Below are 14,013 nucleotides of genomic sequence, written 5' to 3'. Positions count from 1 at the left end.
GGCACTATATTACGTCTACATATCCAAAGTCAAACCGCCTGTGCTGTCATGAAAGCTCCAGACCGTATAAAGCAAAAGAGGCAGCTACCTTCATAGAGATAACTGCCTCTTTCCAACGACCGCTCAACCCGCCTTTACCCCGGGGGTGGGCCGGCAAGGAATCGAATCATCAAGGGATCCCTCGGAGGGCCTATGATGGGCCCAAACAACTGGCAAGGTTGCGGGTTCCCCTCACTGTCGCTGCAGCCGCCGCTGCAGGATGGGTGGTCCGGGTTGTCAGAAGTCGTCACGCAGGAACTCGTTGTCGCGCCGATGCATCCGCAGGCCATGTATCCGCCGGTAGCCCCGTTTGGCCTCATCAGGATTATGCCGTTGTTCTTGCCTCCAGGCCCTGGTACTTCCTTGAAGCCGACACCCGGGGCCAGTCTCAGGGCATTGGGCGCCACCACTTCATAAAGCGACGTCTTCTCCCCCACTGTAACCGGGTACATAGGGACTTCATTGGTTGTGGGTGAAACACACGGTGTGCAGCACGCGCCAAGGACGCCGGCGCTCACTGCTAGCGCTATGACCATAACTTTTTTCATCGGTAACCTCCTCAACCTTCATTGGTGTTGTGCTGGCGCTAGATCGACTTCAGGTATTCCACGATCGCTCATCTCCTGCACGGTTACGGCTTCTCCCAGCAAATCACGCTTCGTCCCACATGGCACGAAGCCTCTTGGCGCTGTACTTCAGGTAGCTGGTATCCGGTGTGAATACTTCGAGGGTGATGGTGCCGTCATAGCCTGACTTCTTCAAGATAGCGAGGTGTCTGGGAATATCGATGACCCCGGCACCGAGCGGGAGGTGGAGATCGGCATCCCCCCCCTTGTTGTCGTGGAGATGGGCATGCATGAGGCGCGAGCCGAAACGCTCCAAGATCTCGTCGGCGGTGCTCGTCTTCACCATCAACTCGGTGTGGCCGATGTCGAGGTGCAGCCCCAGTTGCGGCAGGGGATCGAGCAGTTCCGCCAGTTGAGCGGCGCTGTTGAAGTTGCGGGGAAGGTTTTCAACCATGACACTCACGCCTGTCCCCTCCGCCGCCTTCATGATTTCGGTCAGGCTCTTCAGGTTCTGGCTGATTACGAAGGACCGGTCATGCATCGGCGCGTGGGCGTCGGGATGTATGTTCATCGCCTTCGCCCCTAGCTCGGCAAAAATCTCAATACAGTGGCGAAATCCGTCGATCGCCCCACGCCGCACCTCCTCGAAGGGATGGGCGATGGGGAGATAGTAGGCGGTGTGGCCTACCACCCCCATTCCGGTCTCCGCCAGCGCCGCCTTTATCTGCTGCACGTTGCATTGCCACCATCCGGCTTGCGGCGGCTCCAGCGTCAAGTCGATGAAGTCGAGCCCCATGTCGGCGAAGCGGCGTATTTCGTCGGCGGGATTGCGGCAGGGATGGTTCATGGCTCCTATTTTCATGACAAGCCTCCACCAAAAAGATGCTCGCAGTTGAAAAGCGCCACCCTATCGTGGTCGGTCTCCGCAGTAGAGCACGACGGAGGAAGCAGCCCCATCGGAGCCCAGATGGACTCAGGGAGCCGGCAGGCAAGGCCAGGGCAGAACCAGCGGAGCAGATTCACCACGCTCCCCAATACCATCTGGTCCGCCCCCAGATTTGTAAGCAAGCGGTCCCAGTCGAGTTCCACTCCGCGTGCATAGAGCAGACTTAGGATGTCGGGCCAGTCGGCACGATCGTGCCTGAGAATGTAGAGCTTCGACCAGATCAGCTCTTCCACAGGGAGGAGTTTGATCGGCACTTCGCGAACCAGAAGATCCCACCCCAAGGTGAGCCAAGTCTCGTCTATGGAACTCCTTCCATTCAGCATGTACCAGAGCAAGTCTATGATATAGCCCCCGCGAGAACAGCGGTAACTCCAGGTCCGATCGTACGGCACCTCGGTGTACTCCTCGAATCCGAGTTGCCTGCTCATCTCGATGACCTGCCGGCTGTCTTTCTCCAGGAGGTAAATGTCCATGTCCTTGGTATTGCGGACGCAGGCGGAATAGGCCGAGACCGCCAACCCGCCGCCGATAGCGTGCGGGAGGCCGCGCCTGGCCATTTCCGTGATGAAATCGGCGTAGACCGTCCATTGCTCCGGCGGAATGAGCCCCGCCATTATTTCAGAAGCGTTTTCCGGGCCGTGTGATGCTTGCAAAGCTTCGCCCTCCCGTTTTGAGGATGACAACTCATAATGCCTGCGGTGACCTTACCCCCTGAACCTCACTGCATTGTTGCGCATGAAAACAGTCAGCCTCCTTTAGTCCAACAAACTACAGGTGCCATGTACCACGTGCTTTACTAGCAGAGAGAAGCTTTGGGGGAATATGAATAGGCCTTAGCGGGGGTACAGAAAGAAGCAGAAGATTAACAATACCCAATAGTACTGGAAAAGGGAAATTGGGCAAGCAGCCTATTTGGGGAAGGAAGAGGGTGCGAAGGGTTGTTGAAAAGGGGCATGAGAGGATGCGCCTGAAGTCTTGGACACCTTAACAAGCGGATGCCGGAGCAGAAGCATTGGGAGGTGGGCGGTGATAGAGCAGGCTGCTAGCTGAAATCGCCAGGCAGTAATTCTTCCACGGTAGATTCACCTTGTGAGCAATCGCCGCAGGTCCACTTCCATTTCTCATTCAGTCTGATGCGTCCGTCTTTCAATAATTCCGGCGTCGAGCCGCACTCGCCTGTCATCATCTCGCCGTTGAGGTCCACATGGCTGTATCTCATTTCCAGAGACGCATCTGGAAGAACTTTGGCGACAAGCGTTCCAAACTGGACCTGTCCCCCTTGATACGTGTGTTAGTTTCGCTGAAGTGGGGCATCAGGCTATTCTGATTTTCCCCGCAATGTCTCGAAAGAAATCCTGTGACCAGATATCGAGCGCCCGCTGATCTTTTACAAATGGAGCCACGTCCTGGCGGGCCTGATCAACGTCGAGCCGATCAATGGCACTGTTCAAAATGACTTTAAAGGCATCGGCAGATAAGGGATCATCTCCGGTCCAATGAGCAGTTTGCCGCATCCTCTGCTCGAGGTGGGCGAGGTGGAGTTCAGGGTGGTTCGCCAAGTACCAAACGAAGTCGTACCAGTCCCGCCCTTTGACCCTGTTTTTCCATTTACGACATAACAATGCGTGCATCTTGCCGGCGAACAGGTCGGGCAAGGTGTAAGTCCGCACAGAGAAGGAGGTAGGGTTCAAAAGGTATTTCGTCTGCGTATTGAACCCAGAGGGCGGGTCCGTGTCGACCTCGAGCTTCACCTTCACTGTTTGATTCGCGGGGATCGAAGTGACCAGATCCATCCTGGTCTCGATGACGAGCAATTCGTTCCGGGTGTTTCCCTTCAGAAAGGCCGACTGCATCGCTGTTCCAACTGCTTTATCCACCTTTTCGACCGTGATCTTGAAACCGAAGGACTGCAGCTCCACCTCCAGCGCAGTGCTGTATTTCGCCAGGTCAAAATCCTTCGAGGGTGCCAATAGAGAAAAATCGAGATCCTCGGAAAAACGGTCCAGGCCGTAAAGGATGCGAAGAGCAGTCCCGCCATAGAAGGCAGCGTGCTCAAAGAATTTTGCACGAAAAAGACCCAAGAGAGCTACTTCTTGAATGATTTCTCTCAAAGCTCTTGTCGTGTCGTCAAGGCTCTGGGGTTTGTACTTCTCAAGCATCTGTGCAATCGCTTGGTTCATCTCTCATCCTTTTTACAGCCAGCCCACCAGATCACAGAGAAACCTCAAGCGACGGGAGCGGTAACGTTGCGCGATATTAGCTAAGAGCTTCCGGTCCAGGTCCTTTAACACACTTTGGTCAACCCTGAGTCCTGCCAGGTATTCCCGCATTTCTTTCACATTGACAATGCCGGTGCCACGGTCGGCAACGATGGTATCGGCGAGAGCCTTTTCGGGCGTGGCCATGAGGAAATGGCGGCCATCTGCCAGATCGTACTGCCCCATGCCGGCTGGGAAAGCCTCAAGAGAAATAGTGCGGTAGCTGAATTGACCAACCGGAGTGGAAAAGGCACGCGAACGCCCTGTGGTGACAGAGGTGACCGTCTCTACCCTTTCCGGCGTGAGGCCGTGGTAGTGCAGGGCGTATTGCAGCGAAATGTAGGACGGCCCATAGCATAGGTTCGCCAGGATCTCTCGCGAGAAGGGGCGTCTTCGAGTGGATTCGCCAAAGATATACAGACCTTTTTTGATGCGGACGATGATTACATCAGCAAGCAACCGGTTGATTTTCATGCGCGGCTGCCGGTACTCCTGAAGGGCATCCAGGAGCATCTGATAGTCGAATTCTTCAAAGGGGATGTTGGCGAGTGGATTTTTCCTCATATGGCGACTATACCGTAATACCCATAGTATGTATAGAAAAACTATACTTACTATGGGTGTTGCGGCAGAATTACGCCTCACATGTAATTAAATACTATACATACCATGCATAAAGCTGCCCCCAGCTACGGCGATAGATAGATTCGGTGCGATTGTCACTAGGTGCATCTAGCGAGGCGGCCTGCGGCGGCATGGGTAAAACCACTAAGTGGGACAAAAAGGCAAGCGTGTCAGTCATTTAGCCAGCAACTGCATATACCGATTGGCGACAAGCAGAGGAATAAATTTCCGATTCAGGCATCATCAACTTCATCTCCCAGCCCCACCCGGTACAGGGAGATGAGAGCCTCTTGCCGAGATCAAAGAAATGGTTGCCGAGCACAAAAGGATGAAACCAAAACCGCAATGCGAAAAAGCCCGGACGGACCACCGTGAAGGGGTATGTGTCTGTTTGAAGGGGAAGCTTACGATGCCGTTGCCTGAGGATGATCATTGAGAATGGTGACTCCAATATCCTACCGAATCTAACACTATTCCTCGGAATCCAGGTCATAGAATGGGGGACGTACAATTTCAACAGAACAAGTTGCATTGAGAGCGATGGCCAGTGACACTGATCCAAGGAAAAATCGCCTGATCTTGCCATAGCCATGGGATCCGACAACAATGAGATCCGGGCACCAGCTTTCCGCATCATCGAGGATGACATCCTTCGGCCGCCCCTCAAGCACTACCGGCGTTACTGACAAATCAGGCGCGCGTTGTTCGATTTTAGTTACGGCATCGGCCAGAAACTTTACTGTTTTCCAGCCCGTCTTTTCGAAAATGTCTTCATATGTCATAGGTTGATGAGAAGTTTGACGCAAATTGCTGAACTCAACAAGAGAAAGCACGGTTAGCAGCCGAATTTCGCTGCCGGCAGGCCAAGGTCGCCGGCACACCTCGTCTACTGCGGCGTCACTAGACGGAGATCCATCGATTGCGAGAAGAATTCTCATTTCAGCACCTCTCCGTAGTTCAGGTAGGGAATTTACAACGTCATGTCACACCAGGCCCGGTCATTGAGCCACCGAGCAATTCGTCTCTGACTCGGTCTCGTTCACGGCTTATCTGTTCATCAGTCGCTCCGAGTTTACGCAACATGTGTTCGGTCATGTTGAGCGCAATCTCACCCTCACCTGAAAAAACCGCTTCAGCTCCAGCCTCGCGAAGCGTTTGTATATTCCGCAAATAGGTGGTGCGGGCGATGATCCGCAGTCTCGGGTTTATCTCCCGGGCCAACTGGATAGTCTCCTCACTCCCTTGCATTCCGGAAGAGGTGAGGATGAGGGCGACGGCATCCTGTATCCCGGCAGCGCAGAGCGTATCGCGGTTGGTTGCGTCACCATAAATTACTCCAATCCCATCGGCCTGTAATTGCCGAACCGTATGTATGTTCATCTCCACCACAAACGGATCAATTCCGTTGTCGACTAGCAGGCGCACCAGAGTTTTTCCTGTCGGGCCGTACCCCACCACGATTGCACGGTCACGGGATACCGAATGCAGGCCTGGGACCGCTGCGCCGCCTAGCGCATGTGGTTTTGACCTTGCTTCAAGTATTTGCCACAGACGGGTGTGCCTTGCCCGCTGCTCCAAGGGACCAATAAGCCGGTACAAAAGCGGGTTGAGGCTGATCGAGATGATCGCAGCGGCAACTATAGTATTTGCTCCACTCTCTCCCAACACCCCCATGTCCCTACCTGCCGTGGCCAGAATGAACGAAAACTCGCCGATCTGAGCCAGGGCGACGGCAACTGAGAGTGCCACACGAGGGGCATACCTCAGGGCAAGCACAATCGCCAGCGCGGCCAACGGCTTCCCCAGCAGGATTATCACCAAGGTAATGAGCACGAGACCCGGTTCCTGCATCAGATGGCCCGGGTTAAAAAGCATTCCCACCGAGACGAAGAAGAGGACCGCAAAGGCGTCCCTCATGGGAAGCGCCTCCGAGGCGGCGCGAAAGCTGAAGTCGGACTGCTTCACCACCATCCCCGCCAGGAATGCGCCTAGCGCCATGGAGACGCCGAAGACCTCTGTCGATGCAACGGCAATCCCCAGGGCAAGGACCAGGACGGTGAGGGTGAAGAGTTCGCGCGAATGGGTAGCGGCCACACGCTCCAGGAACCATGGGATGATGCGCCCACCTACCCAGAAGGTCAGCCCCACGAGAACTGCTATCTTAGCCAAAGAGATGCCTATAGCCGCAGGGAGACTCGCCGAGTCCGCCGTACCAGCGCCGAACAGTATCGGCAGAATTACCAGCAGAAACACGGTCAATATATCCTCGACGACCAGCCACCCCACTGCGATGTGGCCGGTCGGAGTGTGCATCTCGTTGTTGTCAACCAGGACGCGAAGCAGAACCACCGTGCTGGCCACCGAAACTGCAAAGCCAAACACTATCCCTGCCGACCACCCCCACCCCAGCCACCTCGCCACAAGGCAGCTAAGGAGGGTTGCTACGGCGCTCTGACAAAGGGCTCCGGGTATGGCTACGCGCCGCACCTCAAGTAACTCCTTCAGGTGAAACTGAAGGCCTACGCCGAACATGAGCAGGATGACACCGATTTCGGCGAACTGTTCAGCCATGGCTCGGTCCGCGACAAAACCAGGGGTATGCGATCCGACGGCAATGCCGGCCAAAAGGTAGCCGACAATCGTCGACATGCCCAGGCGATGGGTAAGGTACCCAAATAGCAGTGCTGCCGTAAAGCCGCCGGTTATTGTCATGATGAGATCGAGGTTGTGCATTTTTTACAGTTCCTCCTTACTGGTCCTACTTAAGCCGTGCCCGTTCCGCCAACTCCCATCCGCCCCGCCTTGCCTCAAGCACCGCAACGATCGGGCTTGCTATAAATATGGATGAATATGTGGCAATGATGATGCCGGCTACCAGTGCCAGGGCAAAATCGTGAATCACCTCGCCGCCGAACAGGAATAACGAGATGGCTGCAAGGAATGTGGTCAGTGAAGTGATCACGGTTCTAGGGAGAACTTCGTTGATGCTCCTGTTGAACAGGCCCTCTTTGGTATCATCCACATACTTATGCAGGTTTTCCCTGATCCTGTCGAAAACCACCACGGTGTCTGTAAGGGAGTAGCCGGCAATGGTCAGGACTGCGGTTATGAAAAGAAGGTTGATCTCCTTGTTCATAAGGTAAAACAAAGCGACCATTGCGAGCACGTCGTGCAGTGTGGCGGCTATGGCACCTACTCCGAATTTAAAATCGAACCGCCAAGCGATATAGAGGATGATGCCGATCATGGAAAGGCCCACAGCTTTCAGAGTATCCGTTTTGAGTTTGTTACCGATCGAGGGACCGACATCAGTCGAGCTTTCAACGACAAAGGCGTTGCCAGGAAACTCCTTGCTAAATACTGCCGTGATCGTTTCGGAAACGTCCGCCCCGGATTTACCGACCTTTACCAGAATCCTGTTTCCTCCCTTTATCTCCTGCAAGTTGACCTCTCTGAGGAGGTGGTCGGTAAGCAGTTTGCGTGCTTTTTCCTGAGGGATAGGATGTGTGAAGCTTAGCTGGACCGAGGTGCCTCCGGAAAAACCAATGCCCATGTTGGCGGAGTTCCTGGCGATTTGAAGGATACCAATCAAGCCGATGATGGCAATGATACTCGATATGACAAAGCTGACTTTCCTCTTGCCGATAAAGTCAATGTTGGTATTGCTGATAAGTTGCATGGTCTTTTCCTCCTAAATGCTGAGCCGTCTGATCTGAAAGCGGCTGAAGGCGCTGTCAAAAACCACCTTGGTTGTGACAAGCGTGGTAAAAAGGTTGATGATAACGCCAAGGCTCAGTGAGACCGCGAATCCCTTGACCGGTCCTGTCCCAAACTGGAATAGGACAGCCGCTGTGATCAGGGTGGTAACATGAGAGTCCATGACGGTCAGGAAGGCCTTGTCATATCCGGCATCGATACTCATCTTGGGGGTACAGCCGAGCCTGATTTCCTCTTTGACCCGCTCAAAGATAAGCACGTTCGAGTCAACCGACATGCCGACCAAAAGAACGATGGCCGCGATACCGGGCAAGGTCAGCGTGGCGCCGAGAGCCGCCAGCGCTCCCAGGAGAAACAGCACGTTGAGCACCATGCCGAAATTTGCCACCAGTCCTGCCATCCGGTAGTAAAACACCATGAAGAGCACAACCAGAAGGACGCCTATTCCACCAGCCATCAACCCTTTGGAGATGGAATCCTCGCCTATCGAGGGACCGACCGTGACGTTCTGCACAATCTTCACCGGGGCGGGAAGCGATCCCGCGCGCAGGACAATAGCCAGATCCGCAGCCTCCTTTTCGTTGAAGTTGCCGGAGATCTGCGCTGAGCCGCCGGAGATCCGTTCCCGAATAACCGGTGCCGAGTACACATTGCCATCAAGGACAATAGCAAAGCGTTTCCCTACATTAGCAGCAGTCACCTGGTCGAAGAGTCTGGCACCGGTGGAATTGAAATCAATTGCCACATATGGTTCGTTATTTTGAGAATCAATCTTCACTTGGGCGTCGGTGAGGAGATCGCCGGTGATGATGGCCTTTTTCTTCACTACAATAGGCACTCCCTGAACAGCTCCGGTGGCTGAACTCGATTGCTGCTCCATCAGAATCTCTGCATCGTCCGGCAAAGCATAGGGAGAGGAGGACGATGCGCTGAGATTTTCGTCCACGAGCTTGAATTCAAGGCGCGCAGTTTTTCCGATCAACTCAATAGCTCGTTTGGGATCAGTGATGCCTGGAAGTTGGATCACTATATGATCTATTCCTTCTCTCTGTATTACCGGCTCCAATACTCCGAACTGATCGATTCGGTTGCGGATGGTTTCAAGAGCCTGGGCAACAGCCTTGTCCTTCCTGTCCTGCACGGCCGTCTTTTCCATTCGGAATTCGAGGTGTACCATCCCACCCTCAGAATCACGTATTTGTATCTGCTCTAGTTCTGGATATTTTTTCTTTATAAGTTGTGCCTCGTTTTCCGCACTATTCTGGTCGTAGAATGCCAGTCGTATGGCATCTTCACCAACCCGGTTAATCTGGTGAATGCGGATGCGACGGACATTGAGTGAATCTTCGAGATCCGAGGCAATCAAATCGATATAGCCCTCAACTGCTTTTTGCGTGTCCACTTTCATTACAAGGTGGGTGCCGCCCTGAAGGTCAAGCCCCAGATGGATTTTGTCTTTGGGGAAATACCCTGTCCACCAGCCAGGCAAGTTGGAAACCAGAGTAGGCGTGAGGTATAGAAACGATAAGAGTACAAAAAACGCAATGATGGTTATGCGCCATGAAATGCTCTTTGGCATAGCGTGTGTCCTTTCCAGTTGTTGTGATTATCTTGGCTGCGAGCGCAGAAATACATCGGGCGCGCCTGGACCTTTGCACCTCGCACTGGAGCCGGCGACGGCGCCAAGCCATTGTTTTTGGCCTAGACATCACTAAGCTACTGTTATTATTTGGCTTTAGCTTGCACGCACGCAGATATGCCGCGTCATTTGCTCGCAGCACGTGCATTAAAAAATGAATACGCTGCGAACGCATTTTTTCCTGCGCAAAAAAACGCGCGGAAAGTGCAAACTATGGCTGCTACTGAGGAATGATGTGTGCTACGCGGGTGGTGCTCTGACAGGAAGAATTGAGACTACAGACGAGATAAAGGATTGGGATTGATGCTGAAAAACCGTAACGGGAACGACTGGACTATTTATCTGGAATGCATTGCTGACGAGAGCTGAAAAATTGACGTTTTTTGTGGATTTTATATGCGAGCATTTTGTCAGAGTTTTAACAACAGCGGTATCGGAGCCATTGGATTTCTGTGACAAGGAAAGCTGAGGTTCCAGCAAATCTTTGAAGTTAGGTACTTCTATCCCTTGCGTGACAAAAAAGACTGCTACAGCCAAGATTAAGGGCAGCATAAATTTTTTCGCTGTGGAATCAGCAGTAAATAACTTCATAATGCAAACTTTATATGAAGTCATAGTGAGTTGCAAGAATAGATTGCTAGCCATGACTTTATTGCACACATGCATTGCAGTCTGGCGTGCCAACAGCTCAAGGTCAGTTACACCCACTTCCACCACCTGCTGCCAACACCACGATCATCATCCTCCTATCCTCCTCTCGCAACATCGCGGCAGCAGCTGACTCACTTACACTCTTCGAATTGCCGGTGACCGCCTGTCCGGTGGGTGATTAGACGTACCTGCCTTTCATGGTACCAGTAATACCAGACCCAGTTGAGCATCACCACGATCCGGTTGCGAAAGCCGATCAGGTAGTAAAGGTGAAGGAGCAACCAGATCAGCCAAGCGGCGTAGCCACGAAAGTTAATGCCGAAGGCCCGTGCCACTGCGGAATTGCGGCCAATTGTTGCCATGCTTCCCTTATCTCGGAACCGAAATGGCTTGACAGGGCTGCCAGCTTCCTTCGCCACGATAGCTTGCCCCGCGTAAATCCCCATCTGCGTGGCTACGGGAGCTGTCATGGGAAGCGGCAACCCTTCTTGCTCGAAATAGGCCATGTCGCCGATGACAAAAACTTCGGGATGTCCGGGGAGGGTCAAATCGGGTTCGACCGGGACCCTTCCTCCTGGTTTTGCAGTGACGTCCAAGGCCGCAGCCAGCGGTGCCGCCTTTACCCCAGCCGACCAGAAGAGGGTATGCGCGGGAATGACCGCGCCGTCATGGAAGATGACCCGATCCGGTGCGGCATCCACCACGCGGGCGTTCAGGAGGACCTCGACAGACATCCGCCGCAACTTCTTGAGGGTATAGTCCTGCAGGTTCTCCGGCATGGCAGCTAGCAGCTTGTCGTTTGACTCAACCAGCACCACGCGTGCAGCGCGGGTACTTAGCTCGGGATAATCCTTGGCCAACACGAAATGGACGAGTTCGATCAAAGCTCCCGCAAACTCGACTCCCGTCGGCCCGCCCCCCACGATGACAAACGTCATGAGCGCCCGCCGCCGGGCTGGGTCTGGCTCGTGCACTGCCCGTTCGAATGCCGTGAGGATATGGTTGCGCAGCACCTCGGCGTCCTTTAATTCCTTGAGGTCGAACGAGTGGCGCTGAACCCCCTCAAGACCAAAGAAGTTGGTGACGCTTCCGGCTCCGATGACAAGGTAGTCGTATGGGATAGTTCTGGCATCGGTGTGTACCTCGCGACGAGCAAAGTCAATGCCGGTCGCCTCCGCCAACTCAAAGCGTGTTCCCGGTTGCCAGTGTCGAGCCATGGCTCGCAGAGGATGGGCGATCGATTCCTGTTCCAGACCGGCAGTAGCCACCTGGTAGAGAAGCGGTTGGAACAGGTGGTAGTTGTTACGATCCACGAGGACCACCTCGTGTCCTTTACCTGCTAAAGTCCGCGCTGCGTGGATGCCGCCAAACCCCATCCCTATGATGACGATTCTTTTTTTCATTTGACTCTCACATGCCGTCGGCATTAAGGATGTGCCAGGAGTTCTCTTCCAAATGGCGATATCTCCCGCAGCCGATTGATAATGGGCGGAAGCTCCCGGATCACGGTTTCGACATCCTGTTCGGTATTGAAACGGGAGAAGGAAAAGCGGATCGTGCCATGAGCACAGGTAAACGGTACTCCCATGGCACGGAGCACATGGGACGGTTCCAGCGACCCGGACGTGCAGGCGCTCCCGGAGGAAGCGCAGATCCCTTTTTCCGAAAGCAGCAGCAGTATCGCCTCACCTTCCACATGCTCGAACGCGATGGAGAGAGTATTGGGGAGCCGCTCGGCCTCGCCGCCGTTGATTCGACTGTTGGGAATCAGAGTCAGGAGTTCCCTTTCCAGGCGGTCGCGCATGGCCTTGACCCTTCTGTTCGTATCATCCATGAGGTTCGCCGCCAACTCGCACGCTTTGCCAAGGGCAATGATGTTGGCGGTTGCCTCAGTGCCGGCACGTCGGCCCCGCTCTTGATGCCCTCCTGCCAGAAACGGCCTGAACGGCACCCCTTTACGAAGGTAGAGAGCACCGATCCCTTTGGGGGCGTGAAGCTTGTGCCCTGACAGCGACAGCATGTCAATAGTCGATGAGGTCACGTCAAGAGGTACTTTCCCGACTGCCTGCACGGCATCGGTGTGAAAAATCGCCCCTTTCGCCTTCGCGATCGCGCCTGCCTCTTCGACTGGAAAGAGCACGCCGGTCTCGTTGTTGGCATACATGATGGAAACAATGGCCGTGTCATCATCGACGGCTGCCTCTAGCTCATCAAGGTTAAGCCTGCCTTCGCCATCAACGTTCAGTTCTGTAACCCGATAGCCCCGCCTTGAGAGGTTGCGACAGAGAGTGAGCACGGCGGGGTGCTCGATCCGGGTGGTGATGATGTGCCGTTTATGGGGAAAAAGTTCGAGTGCCGAGCGGATGGCGGTGTTATCGCTTTCCGTGCCGCAGGCTGTGAAGATGATCTCCTCGGGCGCGGCGTTGAGGAGGTCCGCGACCCTGCGACGTGCCTCGTCCACTTTTTTCTGCACCTGCCCACCGAAGAAGTGCATAGAGCTAGGATTGCCGTACAGCTCGCAGAAATAGGGCCGCATTTCTTCGAAGACCGCCTCGTCGACCTTTGTCGTGGCATTGTTATCGAGATATATCTCTTTCACCCCTCCACCTCCTCAACTGAGATGTCGTCAGAGACAAGACCACGTAGCTTTTGCTCGACAAAGCGAGCAGTGGACCCGGATGAGCCACAGCCGGCGCAGGCTTTGCGAAAGGCAATCTGCACCCTGGACCCGTCTATGTCAATCAGGTCCAAGTCGCCGCCGTCAGACCAGAGCTGTGGCCGAACCTCGTTTTCCAGCACACTCTGGATAAGCTGCATTTTCCGCAAGTTAGTCAGTTTTTCAGGGCTTTTTTGCTTTTCCATTACCTGTTCTTCCAGGACCTCTGCGATCGCCACTTTGATCTTGTCTATGCAACCACCACAAGCTCCCCCCGCTTTGGTAAAATGCGTGACCTGCTCTGCGGTACGAAGTTTGTTGGTGACGATGATTTTCTTCAGGAAACTGTCGGTCAGGCCGAAGCATTTGCAAAGAATGTTGCCTTCCTGCCCGGTTTCCTCATGGGTCGCAATAGTCCCCCCACGATACTGGGTAATGGCTGCTTCCAGCGCCTCCTGTCCCATGACAGAGCAATGCATCTTCTCTTCTGGAAGTCCGCCCAAGAAGTCAGCGATCTCCTGGTTTGTTATCTCCAGCGCCTCATCGAGGGTCTTCCCCTTGATCAACTCCGTCAGGGCCGAGGACGAGGCGATGGCGCTGCCACAGCCGAAGGTCTGAAATTTCGCCTCCGCAATCCGCTCCTTGTTCTCATCCAGCTTTAGAAAAAGTTTCAGAGCATCTCCGCAGGCAAGACTTCCCACTTCTCCTACCGCGTCGGCATTGCTAATCTCCCCAACATTTCTCGGATTCAAGAAATGTTCTTTGACTTTATCTGTGTAATCCCACATCTATGCTCCCTATCGTGAAAAGGTTACGAAAAAGACCAGAAATAATTGCGCAGGTTATACCGGAATGCGGCACAATCGACCATTCAACCCAGGCATAGCTGCCTAAAGCTACAGAAAACATAAGTCCTT

12 protein-coding genes are annotated in these 14,013 nt (G+C 54.1%); all 12 read right to left on the bottom strand.

Annotation, left to right across the window (positions count from 1 at the left end; translation table 11 throughout):
- Window positions 1-690: 690 nt before the first annotated feature.
- Window positions 691-1,467, bottom strand: coding sequence for a sugar phosphate isomerase/epimerase family protein (locus K419_RS0119280; RefSeq protein WP_026842967.1), 777 nt, complete (start codon window positions 1,465-1,467; stop codon window positions 691-693).
- Window positions 1,464-2,204, bottom strand: coding sequence for a nucleotidyltransferase family protein (locus tag K419_RS0119275; protein ID WP_026842966.1), 741 nt, complete (start codon window positions 2,202-2,204; stop codon window positions 1,464-1,466). Before K419_RS0119275 ends, K419_RS0119280 begins: the two co-directional genes overlap by 4 nt.
- A 660-nt stretch (window positions 2,205-2,864) precedes the next feature.
- Window positions 2,865-3,731 (bottom strand): nucleotidyl transferase AbiEii/AbiGii toxin family protein, encoded by an 867-nt coding sequence (locus K419_RS0119270; protein ID WP_026842965.1) that lies wholly within the window; start codon window positions 3,729-3,731, stop codon window positions 2,865-2,867.
- Between the two features lie 12 nt (window positions 3,732-3,743).
- Window positions 3,744-4,373 (bottom strand): type IV toxin-antitoxin system AbiEi family antitoxin domain-containing protein, encoded by a 630-nt coding sequence (locus tag K419_RS0119265; RefSeq protein ID WP_026842964.1) that lies wholly within the window; start codon window positions 4,371-4,373, stop codon window positions 3,744-3,746.
- A 530-nt stretch (window positions 4,374-4,903) separates the two neighbouring features.
- Window positions 4,904-5,371 (bottom strand): universal stress protein, encoded by a 468-nt coding sequence (locus K419_RS0119260; RefSeq protein WP_026842963.1) that lies wholly within the window; start codon window positions 5,369-5,371, stop codon window positions 4,904-4,906.
- 40 nt (window positions 5,372-5,411) lie between these two features.
- Window positions 5,412-7,166 (bottom strand): cation:proton antiporter, encoded by a 1,755-nt coding sequence (locus K419_RS0119255; RefSeq protein ID WP_026842962.1) that lies wholly within the window; start codon window positions 7,164-7,166, stop codon window positions 5,412-5,414.
- 25 nt (window positions 7,167-7,191) lie between these two features.
- Complete coding sequence (gene secF / locus K419_RS22520; RefSeq protein ID WP_051293133.1) at window positions 7,192-8,112, bottom strand: protein translocase subunit SecF; 921 nt, start codon at window positions 8,110-8,112, stop codon at window positions 7,192-7,194.
- 12 nt (window positions 8,113-8,124) lie between these two features.
- Complete coding sequence (gene secD / locus K419_RS0119245; protein ID WP_026842961.1) at window positions 8,125-9,729, bottom strand: protein translocase subunit SecD; 1,605 nt, start codon at window positions 9,727-9,729, stop codon at window positions 8,125-8,127.
- 300 nt (window positions 9,730-10,029) lie between these two features.
- Window positions 10,030-10,497, bottom strand: a complete 468-nt coding sequence (locus tag K419_RS23755) for a hypothetical protein (protein ID WP_156912261.1) — start codon at window positions 10,495-10,497, stop codon at window positions 10,030-10,032.
- 74 nt (window positions 10,498-10,571) lie between these two features.
- Window positions 10,572-11,843 carry an NAD(P)/FAD-dependent oxidoreductase gene (locus tag K419_RS0119240; protein ID WP_035497677.1) on the bottom strand — a complete coding sequence of 424 codons (1,272 nt, stop codon included), beginning with the start codon at window positions 11,841-11,843 and terminating at the stop codon, window positions 10,572-10,574.
- A gap of 23 nt (window positions 11,844-11,866) precedes the next feature.
- Window positions 11,867-13,039, bottom strand: coding sequence for a cysteine desulfurase NifS (nifS, locus tag K419_RS0119235; RefSeq protein ID WP_026842959.1), 1,173 nt, complete (start codon window positions 13,037-13,039; stop codon window positions 11,867-11,869).
- Window positions 13,036-13,884, bottom strand: a complete 849-nt coding sequence (gene nifU / locus K419_RS0119230) for a Fe-S cluster assembly protein NifU (protein WP_026842958.1) — start codon at window positions 13,882-13,884, stop codon at window positions 13,036-13,038. Before nifU ends, nifS begins: the two co-directional genes overlap by 4 nt.
- Window positions 13,885-14,013: the final 129 nt, after the last annotated feature.

The sequence above is a fragment of the Citrifermentans bremense R1 genome (genome assembly GCF_000426865.1).
Taxonomy (GTDB): domain Bacteria; phylum Desulfobacterota; class Desulfuromonadia; order Geobacterales; family Geobacteraceae; genus Geomonas; species Geomonas bremensis.
This window is presented reverse-complemented; position numbering and strand designations above follow the sequence as displayed.

What these genes read in the sequence shown, in the direction of transcription:
- nifU (WP_026842958.1), bottom strand. Translation starts at nt 13,884, where the DNA reads ATGTGGGATTACACAGATAAAGTCAAAGAACATTTCTTGAATCCGAGA.
- K419_RS0119270 (WP_026842965.1), bottom strand. Translation starts at nt 3,731, where the DNA reads ATGAACCAAGCGATTGCACAGATGCTTGAGAAGTACAAACCCCAGAGC.
- K419_RS0119280 (WP_026842967.1), bottom strand. Translation starts at nt 1,467, where the DNA reads ATGAAAATAGGAGCCATGAACCATCCCTGCCGCAATCCCGCCGACGAA.
- secF (WP_051293133.1), bottom strand. Translation starts at nt 8,112, where the DNA reads ATGCAACTTATCAGCAATACCAACATTGACTTTATCGGCAAGAGGAAA.
- K419_RS0119255 (WP_026842962.1), bottom strand. Translation starts at nt 7,166, where the DNA reads ATGCACAACCTCGATCTCATCATGACAATAACCGGCGGCTTTACGGCA.
- K419_RS0119240 (WP_035497677.1), bottom strand. Translation starts at nt 11,843, where the DNA reads ATGAAAAAAAGAATCGTCATCATAGGGATGGGGTTTGGCGGCATCCAC.
- K419_RS0119265 (WP_026842964.1), bottom strand. Translation starts at nt 4,373, where the DNA reads ATGAGGAAAAATCCACTCGCCAACATCCCCTTTGAAGAATTCGACTAT.
- K419_RS0119260 (WP_026842963.1), bottom strand. Translation starts at nt 5,371, where the DNA reads ATGAGAATTCTTCTCGCAATCGATGGATCTCCGTCTAGTGACGCCGCA.
- secD (WP_026842961.1), bottom strand. Translation starts at nt 9,729, where the DNA reads ATGCCAAAGAGCATTTCATGGCGCATAACCATCATTGCGTTTTTTGTA.